27 protein-coding genes are annotated in these 21,779 nt (G+C 51.0%); 15 read left to right on the top strand and 12 right to left on the bottom strand.

Going from position 1 to position 21,779, the window contains the following annotated elements; genetic code table 11:
* Positions 1–302: 302 nt before the first annotated feature.
* The 3 genes from KDW_RS23665 (at position 303) to KDW_RS23655 (ending at position 2,290) form a co-directional block, all read left to right on the top strand.
* The gene (locus KDW_RS23665) at positions 303–1,163 is read left to right on the top strand and encodes a sensor histidine kinase (RefSeq protein ID WP_162005553.1); all 861 of its coding nucleotides are present in this window, start codon (positions 303–305) and stop codon (positions 1,161–1,163) included.
* Complete coding sequence (locus tag KDW_RS23660; protein WP_151758378.1) at positions 1,160–1,882, top strand: response regulator transcription factor; 723 nt, start codon at positions 1,160–1,162, stop codon at positions 1,880–1,882. Before KDW_RS23665 ends, KDW_RS23660 begins: the two co-directional genes overlap by 4 nt.
* Before the next feature lie 174 nt (positions 1,883–2,056).
* Positions 2,057–2,290 (top strand): hypothetical protein, encoded by a 234-nt coding sequence (locus KDW_RS23655; protein WP_162005552.1) that lies wholly within the window; start codon positions 2,057–2,059, stop codon positions 2,288–2,290.
* Between the two features lie 60 nt (positions 2,291–2,350).
* Here the strand turns inward: KDW_RS23655 and KDW_RS23650 are convergent, their stop codons facing one another.
* Complete coding sequence (locus KDW_RS23650; RefSeq protein WP_151758376.1) at positions 2,351–3,418, bottom strand: FAD-dependent oxidoreductase; 1,068 nt, start codon at positions 3,416–3,418, stop codon at positions 2,351–2,353.
* A 340-nt stretch (positions 3,419–3,758) separates the two neighbouring features.
* Here KDW_RS23650 and KDW_RS23645 point away from each other — a divergent pair, with 340 nt between their 5' ends.
* From KDW_RS23645 to KDW_RS23635, 3 genes are all read left to right on the top strand, one after another.
* Positions 3,759–4,802 carry a universal stress protein gene (locus tag KDW_RS23645; RefSeq protein ID WP_162005551.1) on the top strand — a complete coding sequence of 348 codons (1,044 nt, stop codon included), beginning with the start codon at positions 3,759–3,761 and terminating at the stop codon, positions 4,800–4,802.
* A 72-nt stretch (positions 4,803–4,874) separates the two neighbouring features.
* A complete protein-coding gene (locus KDW_RS23640) occupies positions 4,875–5,861 on the top strand; it encodes a universal stress protein (protein ID WP_151758374.1) in 987 nt (328 codons plus the stop codon).
* Positions 5,862–6,076: 215 nt separating this feature from the next.
* Positions 6,077–7,099 (top strand): universal stress protein, encoded by a 1,023-nt coding sequence (locus KDW_RS23635; protein ID WP_151758373.1) that lies wholly within the window; start codon positions 6,077–6,079, stop codon positions 7,097–7,099.
* A 281-nt stretch (positions 7,100–7,380) separates the two neighbouring features.
* Here the strand turns inward: KDW_RS23635 and KDW_RS23630 are convergent, their stop codons facing one another.
* Together KDW_RS23630 and KDW_RS23625 are read right to left on the bottom strand one after the other, a co-directional pair.
* A complete protein-coding gene (locus KDW_RS23630) occupies positions 7,381–8,829 on the bottom strand; it encodes a carotenoid oxygenase family protein (RefSeq protein WP_151758372.1) in 1,449 nt (482 codons plus the stop codon).
* A gap of 118 nt (positions 8,830–8,947) precedes the next feature.
* Entirely contained in the window at positions 8,948–9,703 is a 756-nt protein-coding gene (locus KDW_RS23625) for a TetR/AcrR family transcriptional regulator (RefSeq protein WP_151758371.1), read from the bottom strand.
* Between the two features lie 206 nt (positions 9,704–9,909).
* Between KDW_RS23625 and KDW_RS23620 the strand changes: the two genes are divergently transcribed.
* The 5 genes from KDW_RS23620 to KDW_RS23600 all read left to right on the top strand — a co-directional run bounded on the left by KDW_RS23620 (position 9,910) and on the right by KDW_RS23600 (position 13,748).
* The gene (locus tag KDW_RS23620; RefSeq protein ID WP_151758370.1) at positions 9,910–10,137 is read left to right on the top strand and encodes a ferredoxin; all 228 of its coding nucleotides are present in this window, start codon (positions 9,910–9,912) and stop codon (positions 10,135–10,137) included.
* A complete protein-coding gene (locus KDW_RS23615) occupies positions 10,130–11,446 on the top strand; it encodes an NAD(P)/FAD-dependent oxidoreductase (protein ID WP_151758369.1) in 1,317 nt (438 codons plus the stop codon). The genes KDW_RS23620 and KDW_RS23615 overlap by 8 nt, the downstream gene beginning before the upstream one ends.
* A gap of 34 nt (positions 11,447–11,480) precedes the next feature.
* Positions 11,481–12,743, top strand: a complete 1,263-nt coding sequence (locus KDW_RS23610; RefSeq protein WP_151758368.1) for a cytochrome P450 — start codon at positions 11,481–11,483, stop codon at positions 12,741–12,743.
* A 195-nt stretch (positions 12,744–12,938) separates the two neighbouring features.
* Complete coding sequence (locus tag KDW_RS23605; RefSeq protein WP_162005550.1) at positions 12,939–13,226, top strand: hypothetical protein; 288 nt, start codon at positions 12,939–12,941, stop codon at positions 13,224–13,226.
* 72 nt (positions 13,227–13,298) lie between these two features.
* Complete coding sequence (locus KDW_RS23600; protein ID WP_151758366.1) at positions 13,299–13,748, top strand: hypothetical protein; 450 nt, start codon at positions 13,299–13,301, stop codon at positions 13,746–13,748.
* A gap of 25 nt (positions 13,749–13,773) precedes the next feature.
* On the opposite strand, the gene KDW_RS23595 is transcribed toward KDW_RS23600, so the two are convergent.
* Together KDW_RS23595 and KDW_RS23590 are read right to left on the bottom strand one after the other, a co-directional pair.
* Entirely contained in the window at positions 13,774–14,658 is an 885-nt protein-coding gene (locus KDW_RS23595; protein ID WP_151758365.1) for a hypothetical protein, read from the bottom strand.
* Between the two features lie 18 nt (positions 14,659–14,676).
* Positions 14,677–15,123, bottom strand: coding sequence for a hypothetical protein (locus KDW_RS23590; protein WP_151758364.1), 447 nt, complete (start codon positions 15,121–15,123; stop codon positions 14,677–14,679).
* A 413-nt stretch (positions 15,124–15,536) separates the two neighbouring features.
* On the opposite strand from KDW_RS23590, the gene KDW_RS35305 reads away from it, so the two are divergent.
* Positions 15,537–15,668, top strand: coding sequence for a hypothetical protein (locus KDW_RS35305; RefSeq protein WP_269822506.1), 132 nt, complete (start codon positions 15,537–15,539; stop codon positions 15,666–15,668).
* Positions 15,669–15,759: 91 nt separating this feature from the next.
* Here KDW_RS35305 and KDW_RS23585 read toward each other — a convergent pair whose 3' ends face one another.
* Positions 15,760–16,077, bottom strand: a complete 318-nt coding sequence (locus KDW_RS23585; RefSeq protein ID WP_151758363.1) for a hypothetical protein — start codon at positions 16,075–16,077, stop codon at positions 15,760–15,762.
* A 394-nt stretch (positions 16,078–16,471) separates the two neighbouring features.
* A complete protein-coding gene (locus KDW_RS23580; RefSeq protein ID WP_151758362.1) occupies positions 16,472–17,215 on the bottom strand; it encodes a thioesterase II family protein in 744 nt (247 codons plus the stop codon).
* A gap of 155 nt (positions 17,216–17,370) precedes the next feature.
* Between KDW_RS23580 and KDW_RS23575 the strand changes: the two genes are divergently transcribed.
* Both KDW_RS23575 and KDW_RS23570 read left to right on the top strand, forming a co-directional pair.
* A complete protein-coding gene (locus tag KDW_RS23575; RefSeq protein ID WP_151758361.1) occupies positions 17,371–18,123 on the top strand; it encodes an arylamine N-acetyltransferase family protein in 753 nt (250 codons plus the stop codon).
* Between the two features lie 139 nt (positions 18,124–18,262).
* A complete protein-coding gene (locus KDW_RS23570; protein WP_151758360.1) occupies positions 18,263–18,628 on the top strand; it encodes a thioredoxin family protein in 366 nt (121 codons plus the stop codon).
* Positions 18,629–18,743: 115 nt separating this feature from the next.
* On the opposite strand, the gene KDW_RS23565 is transcribed toward KDW_RS23570, so the two are convergent.
* A complete protein-coding gene (locus KDW_RS23565) occupies positions 18,744–18,896 on the bottom strand; it encodes a hypothetical protein (RefSeq protein WP_162005549.1) in 153 nt (50 codons plus the stop codon).
* A gap of 97 nt (positions 18,897–18,993) precedes the next feature.
* Between KDW_RS23565 and KDW_RS23560 the strand changes: the two genes are divergently transcribed.
* Positions 18,994–19,752, top strand: a complete 759-nt coding sequence (locus tag KDW_RS23560) for an anti-sigma factor (protein WP_151758358.1) — start codon at positions 18,994–18,996, stop codon at positions 19,750–19,752.
* Between the two features lie 36 nt (positions 19,753–19,788).
* Here KDW_RS23560 and KDW_RS23555 read toward each other — a convergent pair whose 3' ends face one another.
* The 4 genes from KDW_RS23555 to KDW_RS23540 are packed head-to-tail and all read right to left on the bottom strand — an operon-like array spanning position 19,789 to position 21,663.
* Positions 19,789–20,472: a class I SAM-dependent methyltransferase gene (locus tag KDW_RS23555; protein ID WP_151758357.1), complete on the bottom strand. Its 684-nt coding sequence runs from the start codon at positions 20,470–20,472 to the stop codon at positions 19,789–19,791.
* 52 nt (positions 20,473–20,524) lie between these two features.
* Positions 20,525–20,866: a hypothetical protein gene (locus KDW_RS23550; RefSeq protein WP_151758356.1), complete on the bottom strand. Its 342-nt coding sequence runs from the start codon at positions 20,864–20,866 to the stop codon at positions 20,525–20,527.
* Positions 20,866–21,051, bottom strand: coding sequence for a hypothetical protein (locus KDW_RS23545; RefSeq protein WP_151758355.1), 186 nt, complete (start codon positions 21,049–21,051; stop codon positions 20,866–20,868). The genes KDW_RS23550 and KDW_RS23545 overlap by 1 nt, the downstream gene beginning before the upstream one ends.
* Positions 21,052–21,096: 45 nt before the next feature.
* Positions 21,097–21,663: a hypothetical protein gene (locus KDW_RS23540; protein WP_151758354.1), complete on the bottom strand. Its 567-nt coding sequence runs from the start codon at positions 21,661–21,663 to the stop codon at positions 21,097–21,099.
* Between the last annotated feature and the right edge of the window lie 116 nt (positions 21,664–21,779).

Genomic DNA, 21,779 nt, shown 5'->3' with positions numbered 1-21,779 from the left:
TTCTCCTCGATCTTTCTTGGATCCGCACTCAGCGATATCATAATAGTCTCCTTGTTTAACCAGGTGCTCTTCGCTGACTTCTATTTGTTCACTTTCTTGCAGCATAGCTGAACGACGCTACCAGCGTATCTCGGGACAAAGCATCAACATCACAATATGATCACAAAACTATTTCAGTACCATCGAACAATACAGATGCGCAAGAAAAAGCCTGGCTAGAGCGGCCTTCTAACTGGACACTTACAGATCTATCTTCTATACTGAGGGATACAATATGTGGGTGCGCACAGAAAGATATGCTTATGAAAGAAATGCATAAACGGCCAGGGCAACCAGCAACAGAACAACTGCCAGGCGATACAACCTTCATGAATGCTGAATGGTTGGCATCACTCAGTCATGAGTTGCGCAATCCCCTGGCTGCAATTAAAGGCTATACAACCTTGCTGCTACGGCATCATGGGCAGCTTTCTTCTGAAGAACAATATGAGCTTCTGCAATCAATTGCTCATGGAAGTGATCAACTGGCATATGTTATTAATATGCTGCAAGAGGTCGCGGATTTTGAGGCCAATCTGGTAGCATTTCGCCCTCTTTCCATCGATATCAACCAGCTCGTGCATGAGGTGGTAATGGATATGCAGCGCGATGACCAGCCAGCGGGCATAGCGCATAGAGCTATTCAGATCTCGCTCATCCCACCAACAAATGAGACTGAAGAATATAACATCGCTGCCGATCAACTCCTCTTGCGCAGCCTATTTATATATTTGCTCGAAAATGCCCATAAATTCTCTCCTGAACAAAATCCCATCGAGATCACGATTACACACGTTTCAACGGTAGCACGTGAGACGCTACCAGAATATCTTCATGCCGATCCAACCTTTCTCCAACAACCACTGCTGGAGTTACGTATTCAGGATAGGGGCATTGGCATTCCAGCAGAAGATCTGGAACGGATCTTTGAACGCTTCCAACGCGTCAATCTCACGCTCACACGAGAGGTGAATGGCCTGGGGCTAGGCCTGACGCTCTGTAAATATATTGTTGCTCTCCACCATGGCCTGATCTGGGCTGAGAGCACACTCGGCACCGGCAGTACATTTCATGTGCTGCTCCCAGGAAAACGAAACACAATGGAAAAGGACACATTGCAATGACTGCCAGAAAAACAACTATTCTGACCGCTGATGATGATGCTCAAATATTGCGTTTGGTAGCGCGCACGCTTGAATTGGAAGACTATCATGTGTTGACGGCGAAAGATGGTGAGGAGGCGCTTGCGTGCATTGAAACCGGGCAGATTGATCTCGCGCTCCTGGATGTAATGATGCCCAAAATGGATGGTTTTACGGTCTGCCAGAAAGTGCGTGAGTTTTCTGCTGTGCCCATCATCATGATAACCGCACGTGGACAGGATAATGATAAAATCAAGGGTTTTAACCTGGGTGCCGATGATTATCTGACCAAGCCTTTTAATGTCGATGAATTGCTCGCCCGGGTACGCGCGGTCCTACGCCGCTCTCAATTTATCCCACAGGAACAGGCGCACGCCGTCCGTACCGTGACGACCATCGGCCGCCTCAAGATTGACTTTAGCCAGCATCTTGTCACATTCGATGGTCAGGAAATCGTCCTGAGTCCAACTGAATATCGCCTGCTGGCATATCTGATCCAAAACGCAGGCCGTATTGTCACCTTAGACCTTCTCCTTGAGCGTATCTGGGGTCAGGAATATCTGGGAGAGAGCCATATGCTCCAGGTAAACGTTAACCGCCTGCGCCGGAAAATTGAGCCCGATCCCTCCCATCCTCGCTACATCCTGACCAAGATTGGCATCGGCTACCAGTTCGCAGCCCACCCCAAGGATGAAGCATAAACCTCCGTATCGTACCGTATCGGCAGCGCTCGTCGCCAATACGTTTCGGTGAAGCGCTTTTGTGACCATAAAAAACATGGTGGAGAAGAGCAGCGAATCATCCGTGGAGAGGGCGCCACACGCGGAGGCCGGCATGCGGCGTGATCATGGAGCGAGGGGCTCAAAGCGCATCGCATGTGGCGCCTACACCGAGACGGATCCTGTGTCGTGATCCTCTTCGAGAAGGTACGGGGAGGATCCACGCGCTCACCCACCACGTTGCGGCGCGAGCAGGCAACGGCACCCACGATCCCTGTAGGCGCCACAGCACTGCACGTCGTTCGAGCACGCTGGCCTGCGCAAACGCAGCAGTGCGGCCTCCGCGTGTGGCGCCCTCTCCACGTACACGACGCCACGCCATACCGTTGAGGTTCTCTCCTTCAACGAAACGTATTGGCGCTTGCCGCTGGCCTCCCCGCGTAGCCATCATCATAAGAAGACAGAAAAGGCATGCTGGTGCAGATAGTGATGGATGGAGTTGGCCGCTCTCTGGCCCTGTTCAAGAGCGGTCAGGATACTGCGATATCCACCGGTGATGTCTCCGGCGGCAAAGACACCTGGTATGTTGGTCGATAAGGTGTCAGGATAGGCAATGAGCGTCTTTCCGCTCAGATCATCTCCCAGTAAGCAGCCGGAGAGATCCGCGCATTCGCCAAAGGCATCCACGACGGTATCGGTATGTATCTTAAAATCTGAACCAGGTACTCTGGACAGACAGTGGCGACCAAACGAGTCTCGTCCAAATGAGTGGACGCGCAGGCAATGCATGCCATAGACAGCCATGTCTTCACTTCCCAATAAGCCAATGGGAAGAACCTGCTCAAGAAAAACAACCCCTTCCTGGCGCGCCACAGAGACATCGGCCACGTCGGTCAGGAGTCCAGGATAACAGACGCGTACCCCACTCGCACCTGCGCGTATGGCGACACGGGCCACGTCCACTGTAGCCATACCTCCACCAATAATCGTGACATCGGCTTTCAGTTGGGTATCCTGCTGGAGATGATAGGCTCTGAGCACGCCCATGGCTGGAAGGATTCCCTGCAAGACGCGCTCACCAGAAACGTTCAAGAGCTGACTCTGCTGTAAACCGATTGCCAGTAAAACAGCCGCATACTGCTGGCGTATTTCAGAAAAGGGCAGGTCTCGGCCAAAGCGTGTGTTGAGTTGAAGCGTCAGGCGAGGATGGTGCAGAGCATCAAGACAATTCTTGAGCTGGATGCGCGAGAGGCGGAAATCAGGAATACCTACCGCCATCATTCCTCCCAGGACAGGAAGTTCTTCAATCAGCGTGACCGCATAGCCCAATCCCACCAGATGGACGGCGGCGCTGAGCCCGGCCGGTCCCGCACCGATCACGGCTATCTGTTCAGCATAATCAGGCACAGAAGAGGCAGATACGCTCACTTCGTCTGACCGGGTATCAAGTACTTCACTCAGGCAGGCCAGCTTCTGCATGGCTACAGCGACATTTCTGGTCGTATCGTGGTGCTGCATAGTAATGCTCCTTCTCTACCATATTCCTGGCTACTGAAGAATTGCGATCATGCTTGCTCATAACAGCGCTACGCGGCAATCATTGCTCACTGTAAGTTTATCCGGTGAAGTTCTCAAACCAATCACAGGTTGCCAGCTACATATCTCAGCGTCATCAAGAACCGGCAGTCTGCGAAAAAATCCAGTCTCAGGGGGAGTAAAATCCTTGCACAACATACTCTGTGATAGTCCAGTGAAGCGAGATTTGCTCCCTGTGATCACCCTGTGATCCGCTCATTCTATGCTAGGAAGGGAGATAACATTCATATTTTTCGCTGTCTTTTTGAAAAGGAGAAGCTTTATGGCTACCCAGAATAATCATACACCGGCATTCCAAAACATTCTTGTTCCGCTGGACGGCTCAATGTTAGCCGAGGAGGCCATTCCTCTGGCAGCCGATATCGCACGCAACACGGGTGGCACGCTGATCCTCCTGCACGTGGTCCTCCCTTCCAGTTGCGTTCCGATCCAACCACTCGAATCGCTCGAAATTGTGAGAAAACTTGAAGCGGTCGCGATGGATAATGCCAGTGTCTATATGCAGCGCGTCATTACCGCAGAACACCTTGATACGCTCAAAGTACAGACAGAAACGCAGGTGGGAGGCGCACCAAAGACGATTATTGATTTTGCTCAAACACATCAAGTCGATCTCATCGTCATGAGAAGTCACGGCGAAACCGGCTTTAAGCGCTGGTTCCTTGGTAGCGTCGCCCAGCAGGTGTTACGCCATAGTCCTGTCCCGGTTCTGGTGGTACGTGAAAAATATACCTCGATCAAACATCCTATGCATAGTCCGCGCATTCTGGTGGCGCTCGATGGCACAAACTTTGCCGAAAGCGCCATTATTCCTGCGGCCCGACTCTGCGCGGCACTGGCCCAACCAGGACAAGGCGCAATCCACTTGATGACAGCCGTACGGCGCAATGGATGGCTAAACGGAGAAGATAAAGCGACAGTCGAGCAGATGGATCAAACGGCGCGCGCAGATGCCCGGTCCTATCTCAATAACCTTGAGCAACGCTTCTCACAAGGCGATCTCGCGAACCTCCACATACATGTCACCACTTCGGTCGTCGCCTACACGGACATCCTGGAGATCGTCAAAAGAATCATCGAGGAAAGTAACTGCATTGGTGATGTACCAGGCTATTCTGGCTGTGATTTCATTGCTATGGCAACACATAAACAGCACGGTTTCCAACAAATGCTGCTGGGTAGTTATACTGAAGATGTCTTTGATGCAACCAGACAACCTTTACTTATCGTACACACATCTGGCCCACAAGAAAAAGTCCTGGAGAGCCATAGGAATATTACAGCGGATCGCATTCCTGCTCAATAAGATCAGGACCATCCACGCTGGATGTGTCAGATGGGACGTCCTTTGTAATGCTACAGAAAAAGGTAGACAACCATGTTTCAACATATCCTGGTGCCGTTGGATGGATCATCACTGGCTGAGCAGGCAGTGCCAATTGCCGCCCGCATAGCACGCAAGATGCATTCATCAATCGTTTTACTACGTGTATCAAGCCTGAACATCGAGTATGGACCCTACTTCTCACAGGCAGGCTTGATGCGCGGGGCCATGATTGAGGATGAACTGGCCCGTGCACAATCTTATCTGGAGAATATTGCGCAATCACAACTGCTGGCAGGCATCGATACGAGCATTGCCACTGTTCCTGGTATCCCCACCATCTCGATCCTATCCTATGTTGACGCTAACGCTATCGACCTGGTCATCATGGGGAGCCATGGATGGTCAGGACTGAAATGCTGGGTGCTGGGAAGCGTCACCTCGCATATCACCCGGCATTGCGCAGCACCAGTTCTCGTGGTTCGCGAGGATCAACAACTCTGTCAGGATGAATCTGCTCCGCTGCGCGTGCTCGTTGCCTTAGATGGCTCGCCGTTTGCTGAAGCCATTCTTGAGCCAGCCATCACTCTGACCTCCGCGCTGGTCGCGCCATATCAGGGTACACTCCACCTGACACAACTGGTCCAGTTGCCGACCTGTGAGGATGAACTGATCTATATGCAAACGAACCTCGATCTGGACGAAGTGCGAAAAGCAACTGTGCTCGCCGCAGGTCAATACCTGCAGGCAATTGTAGCCAGACTACAGGATGGTCTGGCGTCTCAGTTAAAGGTTAATATCACCTGGACAACTGAGGAATGCGAGGATGTGGCCACAACACTGCTCCAGATCGCTGCACATGGTGATGCATCCGGGAAGGACACAGGCTGTAATCTGCTGGCGCTGACCACACATGGGCGCAATTTCTTGCAACGCTGGGCGGTGGGTAGTGTCGCCGATCGCGTGCTACATGAAAACCAGCTCCCGCTCTTGATTATCCATCCTGCTCACGTTTCTGCAGAAAAAAAGGCTCTCGTTTGAATTGTGATATCTACGAGAGCTGAAAGCTTTTCCTGTGATATTTTTGTGATGTCGCAAAAGTATTGTATGAGCAGGGGAATAAAGAGGTAACATTGAGTTCTCGTAATGTTATGCCTTGCAATCGTCTGAGCGACGCTCGTGATTGTTTTTCAAGCGCTCGTGGAAATCTATGTAAACCATTGATACACGATAGCATCTCTACATAGGAGCATACCATGTTTACCCGTATCCTTGTTCCACTTGATGGCTCGCTACGAGCAGAAAAGGCTCTTCCATTAGCGGCAAAATTTGCTCATGCGGCAAAAGGCACAATTGTCCTTGTTCGCGTGATTACCGCCGGAACTGAATACTGGCCTGCCCCTATCGCAACCTCAGATCTCGTTGGTGGCGTCATCGAGGATGAGAGGCAGACAGCCTGGCATTATCTGCTGCAACAAGCCAGTCACGCCGCCCTCAATGATATTCCAGTAGAACTCGATGTACGCTGGGGACCAGTCATTCCATCCGTGATGGAAGCCATTACATTTCATCAATGCGACTTAATGTTGATGTGCCATAAGAAACGTGACGGGTCCGCCCATCCGCTCACCAGAAATGTCACCGAACAACTTGTGCTGCACTCATCGGTGCCTGTTTTCCTTTTACACGAAGAAGGTCCCCAGCCACTCTTCCATCATCTTGATCCCCTGCAACCGGAACGCATCCTGGTAGGTTGGGATGGATCGTGCGATCCGCTCGCCGTCTTCGATGCAGCGGTATCCTTGCTTGTAGATGAAAAAGGACCACTGCAAGGTGCCATCCATATCGCGGGCGTGTTCCCACCTGAGAGATGTATAGATGGCAGTCTCAAAGAGCAGGAAGAGATGAAGCAGATGGTAAAAGAACAGCTCTGCCTGCATATCAGGAAGGCGCATGACCTGCATAATTTCGCACCCGAGCAAGTGGCCGATGTCAGACTCACCTGGTCACTTACCACATCCCCTGATCGTCCAACGACGTTAATCAAGTTCGCCGAGGGGAAAGAGGCCAGTCAGGCAGATGGGAATGCGGGCCGCTTTGATGTGATTGTCGTTCCCTCGACCTTTGGTGACCATGAGAATCCGGAGTGGTGTTTTGGGAATGTGGTCAATCAGATTATGCACGAAACGCACATACCAATCTTATCCATCCCATCAATGCCTGGAGAAGCTGAAAAACACATCCCGCAAACAACGCAGACACCCATACCTGCTCCATAATGCCACTTCACACGATCCTGACCGAGCCATTTACCATGACGCTTCGCAAATGGCCCGGTCAATGCGTGCGGCACCTTTTCTGCTTACTCATTGCGGTATGCTGGAAATGATTGGGGAATGCGACCATCCAACCATTTCCAGCACGGAAAAACCTGTCTTCACGATCCATTGCCTGGGCAAACTACCTCCCACCCATGCCATACATACCATCTTAAACGAAATATGATCAATGCCCATACCGCTTTTATGCTCGCAGTATGGGCATCTACAGCCACGAAACACTATTCAATACCAGGGAAGAAGAGGCCATGGAAGCCAAAGGGAATGTGATGTGGTACTTCAGCACGGCCGATCTCCTGAAACGTCTGCGCATGCAGTACCAGCAGGAATGAATTACATTTCTGTCCATCCAGCACGACTGAGAGGACGACGCCATCATCTTCAGCCTGCGCATTGGGCGCTTCCACAAAGACTGGCTCGCCAGGATAGCAGTTCTCTTCTGCCCAGGTAAGCGCGCTCCGGTTACGAATATCTACCCTGACCAGTTGGTTCGCGATCACCGCGGGATTCTGCTTGTCAGTAGAGATACCATACGCTACCCCGTAGTCATGAGCATTGTAGCGCCGATAGTTGATCGTCGGTAATTCGATGCTCATGTTCGTGATGCGCTCATAGCCAGCCGTGGTTGCTTCACTACTCAGTGGCAGGTGATAGCGCCTGAACTCACTGGGATGTGGAAGCTCAATAGCGTGCAGTTCACCACGCAACTGATCCAGGTAGAGTCCACGTATAATCGTCGCGTCTGGATAGGCGGCCAGATCCACAAAGATATCGCCGTCCCGCTCAAAAGCATTGATATGGTGGAAGCTAAAAAAGGACTCGGCCTGAAAGGTGCGCACCACGTGGCCATCCTGCTTATCCATCACCACAAAGCGCGTGCCATGCTCAGGATACCAGTGAAAATTCTCAATAAATGGCTTACCGCTCTGCAACAGGTCTAACGGCTTCATCTGGTATGGATATTCAGCAATGATGATGTAGTGCTCGCTGATACTGAAGCTATGAATATAAGAATAAATGTCCACTGCATAGGATCCAACCAGCCGCCGCTGTGGAGGTGCCTGGTTACCAATGGCGAAAACTTTAAACTCGCTCTGAGGTCCAAATTCGGTCATAAAACTCAGGACCTGTCGTGTACCATCGTGATGCGGGTGCGCGCAGCCATGATGTCCGGTAAGTCGGTCATCATACTCAACAACACCCAGGGTATCCAGCGTGTGTGGATCAAAGCGCACAGGCACCGGCGCTTCAGTCATGGCAACGAATTCACCGACCATCTGATCGACGCTCACGTTGGCATTGATCAGCGCACTCTGCGTTTTCCTGAAAATCGCCTTACATGGATCCGTAGTACCAAAGGCCGATCCGGTCAGGCGCTGCTTGCGCATGGACTCTACATAGCTATCGCTACGCAAAAAGCGGTTCGCATACGCCACCTGGCCCTGCTGAAAAGTAAAGCGATGCAGCATACTGAAGCCATCAAACCAGTGGCGATACCTCTGCTCGCCAACTTCAAATTTCGCAGGACCATTGCGCAGGAGTGATCCCTCCAGCCAGGTTGGAATATTGCCACTCACTGGCAGGTGATCAAGCACTATCTCCTCGTCCAGGGATGTATAACCGAGGGCGATTGCTGAACCTGCATGCTGTTCTTGTGTGGAATGACTCATCTTTTATGTGCCACCTTTCTACTATCACCAACAATAAGATGACGGTGAACAAGCTTTATGGGTACTGCATAAATGACCATACAACATTCGTAGCGGCAGCGCTTGCCGCTGCGACCTGTCACGCTACAAGTAAGCACCCCAACGTACCGGCAGCGCTTGCCGCTGCCCCCTCTCCACGTACAAGTAAGTATCGCCCCGTAGCGGCAGCCTTCATGGCTACGGGATGTTTCGAAGAGGGGATGAGATAGGCAACAATGATGGTCTTGATGGCAGTGAGAACAGTAGTCTGGTCATTCTCTGGGACGGTTTCGGAGAGTTTGAGGAGGGTCTGGGTAACATCATAAAGGATGCGCAGGGTGAGGGCGCGATCATTGTCATTGAGATGGGGCAAGCGGGCCGCGAGCAGGTAATCCAGGCGCTCCAGGAGTTCTTGATGTACCTGTTGAGCTTCCATGGCAAAATCGCTGGAAGTACTGGCGCCAATAAAGAAGGCACGGACACCACCATGGGCGGCGTGCAGGGCGATGAGGGCATTGATCAGGCGATCAATGGAAATTGGTAGTGGTTGAAAAAAGAAGTCGTCGGTCAGGATGGTCTGGATGAGATCACGATACTGCTGATGATAGCGCGCTATTACTGCTTGCAGGATGGCTTTTTTGTGAGGGAAAAATTGGTAGAGTGAGCCGATAGAAGTTCTGGCACGGGTCGCGATCGCATTGGTACTGGTAGCCTGATAACCAATTTCGGCGAAGAGCTGTTCGGCCGCATCCAGAATCATCGCCACGCGTTGTTGTCCACGTGTCTGCTGCGGCTGGCGACGTAACGGCGCTTTTGCTGTCGCCGCTTCCTCCACATGTGTTTGATCCTGTGCCATGTCTTTCTTTATCCTACCCATCTATGCGTAATGCGCAAATCACCAGACCAAAGTATAGCATACCATCAAAAAATCCCTTCCCGGGTTGTAACCGAACAGCTATAAACTTCGTATAAGCACTATAGAATGTGAGTTATTTACTCACATTCTATAGTGCTTTAGCCCGACCAATCTGACCAGACTGCGCAAGAAAGGGATACCGATACATGAGAATTTCCGTTGATCTTAACCGCTGCCAGGGTTATGGGCAGTGTTGTTTCGCTGATCCAAGCGTATTTAAGCTACGTGGGGAAGAGGTGTTAGAATTCGATCCGGCCCCCGGCGACGAGCATCGCCTGAAAGTCATCCGTGCAGCGAAGGCGTGTCCTGTCCAGGCTATCTATATTGGTGAATCTTACGAGGAGCAAGAAGAGAGGTCGCACAGGCATGAGTAATCATAGCTCACAGGGATTGCGTAAGGACGAGCACATCGTGATAGTTGGTGCTTCGCTGGCGGGTCTGCGTGCAGCGGAAGCCCTGCGCCGTCGGGATTTTGCGGGCCAGATCACGATTGTCGGTGACGAAAAATATGCACCTTACGATCGTCCACCGCTCTCCAAACACGTCCTGACTGGCCATCTTCCCATTGAACATACGCCCCTTGCTATGCTTGAGGATGTGCGGGCAACATGGATATTAGGCGTTGCGGCTACCGCGTTAGATGTCGAGCAACGCCAGCTATCTTTGAGCAATGGTGAGCGCTTACACTTTGATCAATTATTGATCGCCACCGGCACACGCGCCCGACCATGGCCGGAAGAGCGAGGCGGTAAACTGGATGGCGTCTTTTTGATTCGTGATCGCGATGATTCCCAACAACTACGAGAGCGTCTGGCGCGCAAACCTGGACGCGTCCTGATCGCTGGTGGCGGCTTTATCGGCTGCGAGGTTGCCAGCGTATGCCGGGAACTGGATCTGGAGGTGACGCTGGTAGAACGCGGCCCCACGCCATTGTATGGAGCGCTTGGCAGTAGTATGGGCAGTATCGTGGCCCGCTTACAACAACAGCATGGTGTGGATCTGCGTACCAGGACGACGGTGGAGTCCTTTGAAGGTGACGCAGCGGGACGCTTGTGCCGCGCTCGCCTGTCAGATGGCAGCGTTGTGGAGATAGATGTAGCCATTGTGGCCTTAGGAGCATTACATAATACAGAGTGGCTACAGGGTTCAGGACTGGCCGCGGATGAGCGTGGTCTGGTCTGTGATACCTATTCTCGGGTCCTGGATGCTCAAGGTCAGGTTGTTGAGGGTATCTTTACCGCTGGCGATGTGGCACGCTGGCCACAGCATCTATGCGATGGGGATCTCATCGCCGTTGAGCACTGGGGCAACGCCGTCGATCAGGCAGAGAACGCGGCCGGCAATATGCTTAGTGCCGAGACTGACTATCGTGCCTATAAACATATACCGGCCTTCTGGTCCAGTCAGTTTGGCATCAATATCAAAGCGGTCGGCCTGCCAAATCGGGGTGATGAAGTCATGGTCACCCAGGGCTCGGTGGAGCGCTATCGCTTTGTCGCCGCTTATGGCCGTCAGGGACGGATCATCGCAGCCGTATCCTTCGATCAAGGACGCTGGCTAGAGGCATATAATACACTTATTGAGGAAGGAGCAACCTATCCACCTCAACTGGCAGCAGCCGACCAACCAGAAAACATGCAGTCACAACCGGCTGGCTTTCCAGCTATGGCCAGGCACGCCTGAAACGGCTTCCGGATAGATGAAAGGAAATATGAGCATGACACAAAAGTCGAAGATAGATTTTAAACAGATTCTGGATCATTCGCACATCGCTAATCCATATCCGCTGTATGCACAGTTTCGCGAGACGCCTGTTGCCTTACAGGAAGATGGCAGTTATCTGGTCAGCACGTATAATGAGGTCGTTTCGCTCTTGCATGATCCACGTATAAGCTCAGATATGCGCAAATCGGACGCTCAGAAGCGTTTCATGCAACAGGCCAAACAGAAGCGCGAGGAAATGATCGCTCAGGGTCAGCAGGTCGAAGAGCCTGAAGAGATTGTTCCCGCCTTCATCTTCCAGGATCCCCCCAATCATGACCGCCTGCGCAGAATCGTGACAAGCCAGTTAACACCTGAGCGCGTCGAGAACATGAGTAGCCATATCGAGCAGATCGTCAAAGAGCATCTGGACAAACATGCTCAGGGCGGCCAGATCGATATCGTGGATGACCTGGCCTATCCATTACCAGTCACGGTCATCTGTCAGTTGCTGGGTGTGCCACGTGAAGATGAGGCGCAATTCCACGCCTGGGCCGAGCCACTGGCCAGTGTCCTCGATCCTGGTCAGGTGCAGACCGAAGAGCAACAAAAACAGATCATGCAGGCCGGTCGGCAGATGCGCGAGTACATGGGACAATTGTTGCAGAAGTTGAAAGCGCAACCAGGCGATAATTTGCTCTCAGGCATGATGGCCGCTGATGATATCGATGGCGCAATGTCACCAAGAGAGTTAATCAGTACGGCCGTCCTGCTCTTGATCGCCGGCCACGAAACGACCGTCAATCTGATCACCAATGGCACCCTGGCCATGCTGCGTTCGCCGGAACTGCTGGAACGGTTGCGTCAGGACCCTGAGCTGATCATTACCTATGTCGAGGAACTACTGCGCTACGATCCACCGGTCCATTTTCGCACCCGGACCGCGCTGGCCGATATCCAGATTGCCGGCACCACCATTCCTCAGGGAGCCACAATCATCCTGGTCCTGGCTTCAGGCAGCCATGATGGACAACGCTTCGAGCGCTCCGAAGAGCTGATCCCTGACCGCCAGGGTAACGAACACCTGGGCTTTGGAAGCGGACTCCACTACTGCGTAGGTGCGCCACTGGCCCGTGTCGAAGCCCACATCGCCCTCGGCGAAATCAGCCGCCGACTCATCGAGCCAAAGCTAGCCCTTGATCCTCCCCCATACAGAGACAACGCCGCCCTGCGTGGCCCGCGCCATCTCCCCGTAAACTTCAAGGGACTTCGCTCGTAAACGTACCGGCAGCCTTTATGGCCAATATTTTTCGTTGAAGCGCTTTTGTGGCCATAAAAATAGGTGGAGAAAAGCAGCGGATCATCCGTGGAGAGGGCGCCACACGCGGAGGCCGGCATGCGGCGTGATCATGGAGCGAGGGGCTCAAAGAGCATCGCATGCCTGTGGCGCCTACACCGAGACGGATCCTGGTTCGTGATCCTCTTCGAGAAGGTACAGGGAGGATCCACGCGCTCACCCACCACGTTGCGGTGCAAGCAGGCCACGGCACATACGATCCCTGTAGGCGCCACAGCACTGCGCGTCGTTCTTGCACGCTGGCCTGCGCAAACGCAGCAGTGCGGCCTCCGCGTGTGGCGCCCTCTCCACGTACACCTTGCTTGCTGGTCACGTCGAACCATCTCTCAACGTATCGCTAACCGAAAAGTATTAGCCTTTATGGCTGCGAGGAGCAGCAGGGCTTGCCGCTCCTCACAGCCATAAAGATTGTAGAAAATGATTGCTTTCGCGTTTCTATACATAGATAGAAGATATGCAAGGAAGTGAAAATTCACTATGTCAGAAACTACCGATATCCTGATCAATGTGGCGGACCAGGAGTTTGCTCAGGCCAAACAATCAGAGGATCAACGCGCCAATATTACCGGGCTGGTCGTTGTGGTGGCCTCAGCGATTCAGGGGGGCTTAACCCAGACAGGCATGACGAGAAATGCTCTCCCATTAACTATTATGCTGATAGTTATTGGAGCATTCGGGATGGTGGCCAGTATCAAGCTTTACGAACGAGCCAGACGCCATATTCGCCTGAAGTTTTTTATCCGCAAAAGGCTAGAAGAACTCTATCCAGAGACACAATTGCAAAACTTGCTGGACCTTACCCGTAAAGAGCAGCAAGCAGATTTTCCCATCATGCGCAACATTCGGCTCTGGAGCATCTGGATTATCCTGAATGGTATGGTCAGTGTCCTGGGTATAGTCTATACCATCATTGCGCTCCTACATTAACATCATGGCATCGCTATCCTGGCTATCAGGATAGTGGTGCAGATGCATGCTCCGTCAATGCATAGCCCGGCTCATCCATATGTGGTCCGAAAAACTCGATTCGATAGATGCCATCGGGACATTCTACTTCGTGATAATAACAGAAGTATGGTGCCGCCTGCTCCGTTCCACCTGTCTCATGTTCCTTTTGACGTGGAGTAGCCGCAAATCCCTGCAAGGCTTCGTCACGGTCGGGATAGTCAGAGACGTGTCCATCTGAGGCAACAACTGTGTAGTGTGTGGTAAAGGGGAACTGTATGTAAGGGCGCAGGAAGGCTACAACTTGATTATTGTTCTCAAAGAGGGTCGTCGGGTCAGCCGAAAACCATCTTTTCCAGGTAACGTTCGAAAAAGCGCCCCGCTTGCGGTCCAGATAACACACCGCATATTCAGGCTCAGCCACAGCATCTAACTCCTGTCCCATCTTCCCATAGATGATGCCGCGCATATTTTTATTAGGTCTCCAACTCTCTCTGGCGCCCTCTGGGTGTTTCCAGAGATGCTCTGTATACAGGAGCAACGGTATCCCTTGTTGATAACTGCTCGCGGCTTCTGCCCGCGTAATCTCTACCCATGCGGCAACAGGCACATAGAATTCGCTACTCTTCTTGCTCGGTAATCGCTCCGGCAACAGTGATTTCCAGGACTGCGTTGAAAGCGGTACTGAAACATCGGTCAATTGCTGCATTGCTTCAGTAAGATGAGGCACTGAAAGCTCACTCCCATTGCTCAACTGTGCATGGTAGGTTCTTTCAAGCAACCATTGCTCACTAAGTGGCGCGGAAAAAGGCCTGGCAGTATGGTTTGCGCTGAGCCCCGTTTCTCGTGTCTCCTCGGTTTTAAAAGGAGCTTTGTTCGTAATTATCTCCATAGTGTTGACTCTCTTTCTTTATAACCCGACATCCAGATATGCGTAACCACCATCATCGAGCCAGCGTTGCGTAGCCACGGTATCAGACTTCACATCCTGTCCATCGACATCTGACAGATAAACTTTACCTCGATGCTCTGGCACTATCGGTCTGGCCACGGCTGGAATGAAAGCTCTACCATGCTCTTGATCATAGTGCTCATATAGCATCTGATCGCTACGCACCGGATGGGGATGTTGTCCAAAGGGTGGTACAACAACCATAGGACCGGGTTGCGATGTTGGCCAGGTTGGATACTGAGGAGTTAGCACAGGCTCGGATGGTAGGATCGGCTGCGGGCGTACGTGTGTAACTTCTTCAATGCGAACGGCGCTCTGAACTATCACGATCCCAGTTTTATCTTCATTCACTTTGGCTTCTCGCGTCCGGGTTGACACTGGAGATGCAGGTTGAATAGTTGTCATTGGGCTTGCCTTTCTGGTAAAACCAGATACGCTCTATATTTCGTCAAAAGAATGGATTGCACGACATTTGAAGATAGAGAGGAATTGCATGGAGAGCGTACGAGATCGTCCCGAACAGTTTATGTGAATGTAGAGGAGTATTCGGAGCGCTGGCCCAATAAAAAGGAACATGGCTTGAGGTGGAAAGCTCATAGAAATGTCTATCAGCTACTGTAAGTATACACTATTTATAATAATAGTACAATATTTATCAATTTATTATTTTTTGATAAATATTGTACCCCTGTCCAAAATGATGTATACTTATAAGGCTTCATAGCTTATGCATGAAGTTCATCCCTCTTATACCCATCCATCGTTAGACAAGTCACTCTCATAGCAGGAATATTCAACTTCAGGCAAAGGAGACCGCCATGTCACCATTCCTCCTCCTGATACTCTTTGTTTTAGTCTTTGCATGTGGTTTTGGCTATATAACCTATCGCAACTATGCCGAGAAGCGAGCACGAGAAAAGAGACGCAACCAATTCCACGATCGCGTCTAAAATATACACCTGATGAGAGATGCAATAAAAAAATAAAGGCTACTCCTGAAAGGAATAGCCTTATACGCTATGTGTCTTTATCTGAAAAAACTTATTTCCAGGGCCAGAGATCCAGATCCTTGACACACGCTACCATCTGCTCATAGAGATTTGCAGCATCGGCATGAGCGACATTTTTGTCAGGAGATTTGAGTGTGAGGGCCTTGATCATAGCTTCGCGCTCGGTTTTCCAGCGCTCTTCAGTATAACCCTGTAACACTGCATTCATCAGGGTCATAGCCAGCGAGTAATTAGCAGAAGAAAGCTTATTGTATCTCATAGCCTCTTGTATGCGGCCAGAATAGATACTGGCATCGTGCATTTTACGCTGGGAACCTTGTTCTTTGGCCTCAGGGGATTGCATGCTCATCTTTTTTCCTTATGTTCTTTATTATTCTTTTCGAAGCCAAACGTACATAGATGACAACGAGAAGATGCACATCTAAGATAGCCCACCTCTCTCCCTCTATCGCCTCAAGCACGTCGCTAAAGCTCACATGAACAACAGTAAAAAGGAGAAATGGTAGTCAGGGTATCCTTTACTTATGTATGTTACAACGACTTCTTACGTCTCTATGTAGAGAGGTAAACCATGCGAGGGAAATATAATTGCCTCTTGATGATGCAGATCTCCCATCTCTGAGACCTACTTCAAAGCATATGGTAGCTTCATGCGTTATGAATCCTTCTATAGTATAGCATAAAAAGTGGTTGCTCATGGCTTGTTTAAGATGAAAACAAGCCATGAGCAACCAGCAAAAATTTTAAAGATGGGCAAGCAACTCCTGCTTGAGAATCTGGAGCAGATTTGCTCTGGCAGAATTCAGGAAAAAATGATTACCTGGAAACATACGCTGCACAAAAGGTCCGCTCGTCTCTAACTGCCACGCGGCAAGGTCAGCGCGCGTCACATCATTATCCTGCAAGCCACCATAGGCTGAAAGCGGACAACTCAGGAGCGGTTGAGCTTGATAGGTATATGTTTCGCTGAGCGTAAAATCAGCACGTATGACTGGGAGCAAGATTTCTAAGAGTTCCCTGTGCTGTAACACCTCTTCAGGCGTGCCTTCCAGTTCTCGCAACTTCACAATAAACTCAGGATCTGGCAGGTTATATGTCAAAGGATCTCTGCGCTCAACCTGAGGTCCACGGCGTCCTGACACAAACAGATGGACAGGTAATTGATGGCCGGACTTATTCAAGGTACGTGCCAGTTCAAAACTTATACCGGCACCCAGACTATGCCCGAAAAAAGCATACGGCATATCCAGATAAGGCAGAAAAGCCGGGAGCAACTTCTCAATAAGCTGCGGGAAATCGGTGATCAGATCTTCCGTCAAACGACTTTCATGTCCCGGCAGTTGCAGCGCGCAAATATCAATCTGTGCGGGCAGCATTTCAGACCATGAACGGAATACAGCGGCACCCCCGCCAGCATAATGAAAACAGAAGAGCCGCAAACGCGCTTGCGGTCGGGGACGATAATAGGGAAACCAGATATCAGGCATGCTCAAACTCTTTCAAAATTATAAATAGCGAGAAATAGTGTGTATTTCACATTCTATACAACTATAATCTAAAAAGAAAGAGCCATGATAAACTCTATCATAATGTATCGTCCCTACCGGGACAGGAATAATAATAATCGAAAGAGGAAAAACTATTGGACGTTGATACATATCTCAAGCGCATGACTTATCAGGGGTCACTTGAACCGACGTACGAAACGTTACGGGCTCTACAAGTAGCCCATTTAATGACGGTTCCCTTTGAGAATCTGTCTATTCACGCGGCTCAACCTATCGTGCTGACAGAGGATGCTCTCTATGATAAAGTTGTCCTACGGCGGCGGGGTGGCTTTTGTTTTGAGCTCAATGGACTCTTTGCAGCGCTTTTGCGTTCGCTGGGCTTTAATGTTACGATCATCTCCGCCAGTATGGCTCATGACGATGGTACATTCGGTCCAGAGTTAGACCACCTGACGCTCTTAGTACATCTGGCAGAAGATTGGCTGGTTGATGTGGGAAATGGAGATTCATTTCGTACTCCCTTGAATATCCATGATCCGTCGGAGCACGTTGAGGGTGAGCAGGTCTATCGCCTGGAACATACTGATGGCCGTTGGTTACTTCAAAAACGCAGCGGTGATGGCGAATGGCAACCAGAGTATCACTTCACCACTCGACCACATGAACTGGAAGATTTTGTTGAGCGCTGTCAGTATTATCAATACTCACCGCTATCTCCTTTCATCACGCGTGGTCGGATGTGCTCGCTGGCAACTCCCACTGGACGGATTACCCTGCACAAGCTACGCTTGATCACTACGACGCACGGACAACGCGAAGAACAGGTGCTCACATCAGAGGAGGAGTACACTCAGATATTGGCGCAAAGCTTTGGCATGGTTTTGTAGATGTATAGCAGATTTTTCTCTGTCAGATTGCCCTCTTGACTTCAAGTTAACTTTAACCTGTACACTCCCTTATAAGCTGATAGTAACGAAGTTCATCCAGTCAACTGACCATACAAAATGAAACAGGGAGAAAACCATCATGGCTACAACTACGTCTGAACACAAACATCTGCTTGCCGTCACTGATCAAGATTTCGCGTCACAGGTATTGCAATCGACGCTACCAGTTATTGTCGATTTCTGGGCCGAGTGGTGTCCACCCTGTCGTGTGTTAGCGCCTGCATACGCGCAGTTAAGTACAGCCTACGCGGGCAAAATGCGCTTCGCGACGCTCAATGCTGATGAGAATCCACATATAACCGCCCGCCTCGGCGTACAGGGACTCCCGACATTGGTCATCTTCAATGCCGGTCAGCCAGTGGCGCATATCGTTGGACCCCATCCAGCGCGCTTACAGCAACGTATCGAGCAGGCACTGGCCGCCAACAACATTTCTCTGATGTAGCAATAACAGTTAAAGCAAATACTCTATGAACAATAATTGTCATTGTTCATAGAGTATTTATAATATATGCAAAAATGGTAGCGGGCACGGCATCGTCCTCTCGTACTCAAACGTATCAGGGCTTTGCGATTGGTTGCAGGCTCCATAACCCATAATTACTCAGGCATTGGCCCGCCTGATTCTGGGTACAGTAGTTGCCGACGAGATTACCATCGGGACGCACTGCTCCATCAAAAAACAGCAATGGTTGATCATCACGCTGGGTCACGGTGAAGAGAATATGCTTCGATCTGTCGAGCACGCCGTTAATAGTACTGGTCCCCTGTTTGCTGCTAAAGTAACCACTAAAACTCTGCTGACTTCGTATGACATGCCAAGATTTTGAAGAACTTTCAGGTGCATATATCCTGGGCGCTCTTACACCGGAGGAACGCCAGGCGGCGCAGGAACATCTGGCAAACTGTCCCGAATGCACTCTTATGCTTCAGCAGTTGCAACCTGTGGCCAATCTTCTTCCGCTGACAGTGCCAGAAGTAGAGCCGCCAGCTGGCCATAAAGAGCGTTTCTTGGCCCGGCTGGAACAGGAAACACCTGAGCCTGCACAACAGCCCCGGCAGATTTCTCAGGCCAGAAAAACTTCGGCCAAACGTCGCTTCCCCTGGCGTACAGCTCTGCTTAGCGCTGCAGCCATTATTCTGGTGGCGGCCCTGGCAGCTATGACGGCCTGGAATTTTTCGCTGCAACAACAGGTGGCCAGACTGTCTACACCTACCATCCAAACGACCACCTATGCTGTTCAGGGGACCACTACGCAGTCTTCGATGCAAGGAAATCTGACCTGCTATAGCAAACCCCAGATCTGCTCACTACAGCTACATGGATTACCCCCGGCCTCGGGCAAACAGGTCTATCAGGGCTGGTTACTTCATGGCAAACAACCAACCAGTGTTGGACTGCTTCAGGTACACAATGGCGTCGCGACCGTATATTTCCAGGGATCCTTGCAGGATTATGATGCGACAGCAGTGAGCCTGGAACCGGGTCCAGCGGCCAGCAAAGATGCGCCAAAGGGACCTGTTGTAGCGCTGGGAGCGCTAAACAAAGCCACACATTCCTCATCGTAAGTTCGATCCTTGCGGTCGATTAGCCCTTGCGGTCGGTTAGGTCGAGCTATTGACCGCAGGGTCAAACCTGCCACGGATAACCCAGCCCTGCCAGAGGGCGTCAATCGAGATTTTTCTGGCGGCGACTACGTTTAATCCTGCATCCTGACAAAGTGAACTGGCTTCAGACAGGGTATAGGCCTGGATATACTGGGGACTGACGCGTTTCACAAGCCACTCGAAGGGTCGCCAGGGAAATGGAAAACCTCGTCGCGCATAATCTTCAATCACCAGTTGTCCTTGCGGAGTCAGTAAGCGCTGTAATCCCTGGAGGACTGCACGCGGATTATCCAGATAATGCAATGCGTTGGTACAGGTAATCAGATCAAAGGAGGCAGGTTCATATGGCAAGCCTGCCATCGCTGCTCCACTCAAGGATGCCTGGACAAAGTGTGTGCGTGGATGATCCGCAAAAAGCTGGCACGCCTGGGCAAGCATATCTGCGCTCGCGTCCAGCCCGTGCAGTTCGGCCTCTGGCAGCCGTTGCGCAAGTTGAGCCAGCAACATACCTGTGCCACAGGCAACATCCAGGACCCGGAGTTGCCTGCCTTGCATCTGACTGATGTCCTGCAGGGATGTGAGATCAATGGCAGCAACAGTCGCAGCCAGGGTCTTCTGAGAAAAGGTCTTCCAGCTTTGATTATAAGAAACCGCCCGCTTACCGCTATAGTATGATGCCATATGTGCCCTCACTTACCCTTATGCTGGTGCGTAGTCGTCTGCTACGGCACCATCAATCCTTCTCAACAAGCCTTTTAGTACCCAGAAAATAGATGATTCCTAAGACGAGTAGCGCCAGCCCGGGCAACCAGAGAGAGAGGGCAAAAGGTATCAGGCCAGCAGGAGTCAGGTGCGCAATCAGCAATATTTCTATGAGGCCAGCACCGATTACGATCAAAGCCGGTGATAGCGCTCCCCGCCCCACATAGCCTCGTCGCGCCGCAAAGGCCACCGCCAGCAGCCCGACGCCAAGCGCCAGGATGTATGCGGGAAAAATCTGTCCACCCGGAATCAAGCCACTAAATCCCAGAAAGACTGCCAGGCCGAGCGCAGTTACCAGACTACCCGCGATCACTAAACGGCCTGGATTCCATAGTGTGGATACCAGCATCCCAGGCCAAATAATAAAACACCCACGGGATAATGATAAGGATCTGGATGGATCAGCCAGGCACAGGCTAAACAGATCAGTCCAAACAGGAGCAGTACATAGACCTGACGCATTTGGCCAGCACGTGTGGCGGTAAATTCATTAATCATAGATACAATACCATTCGCTCTATTTTCTTTCCATACATTACTGTCTTATTTATGCATGGCCGCAAATGTCTGCAAGATGCCGCCCACCAGGCCCCATAGCATAATAAACCATACCCACATGCCACCATGACGCTGGCGGGCCTGGGCGGGAGTCACGTGCTTGAACCATTGCGCAGTCGAGGAACGGGTCAGGCGCCAGACGATTAACGGCGAAAAAATAACCAGGATAATCTCTGTCACTAACGGCCAGAAGTTTCCGACACGGATGCTCTGATACAGATTAAGTAAAGAAATAATACCCACAATAGAGAGGAGTATATTGGCAACGATCTGAATGGTGCGTGCCCAGTTGCGGCCGCTGCGGATCATTTCACCGAAAAACGCAAAGCCACAGGCCACGGCCCAGGTAACGACAAAAAACAGGATATTGCCGAGCACCGGACTCAGACCAGGGATCTTGAGCATGTTAGAGGGCTGAAAAAGGGCATAGATAGGGGTAAAAGCGGTCTGGACAGCCAATCCCCAGTCGAAGGCGACCGCCATCCCGATCCCATGTGGGGCCGGCAGTTCACTTATAGGCGTCTGCTTGATTTCAGGTTCCAGTGTTTCCAATACGGATTTTCCTTTAATAGCATTGCGATAAAAAAGCATGTCACTGAGATAGTATCTGACCAATCATATATCATAAATAGCGCTGGTCGCCAGATTATGCGAAAATGTCAAAGGCA

This window comes from Dictyobacter vulcani (assembly GCF_008974265.1).
Classification (GTDB): domain Bacteria; phylum Chloroflexota; class Ktedonobacteria; order Ktedonobacterales; family Ktedonobacteraceae; genus Dictyobacter; species Dictyobacter vulcani.
This window is presented reverse-complemented; position numbering and strand designations above follow the sequence as displayed.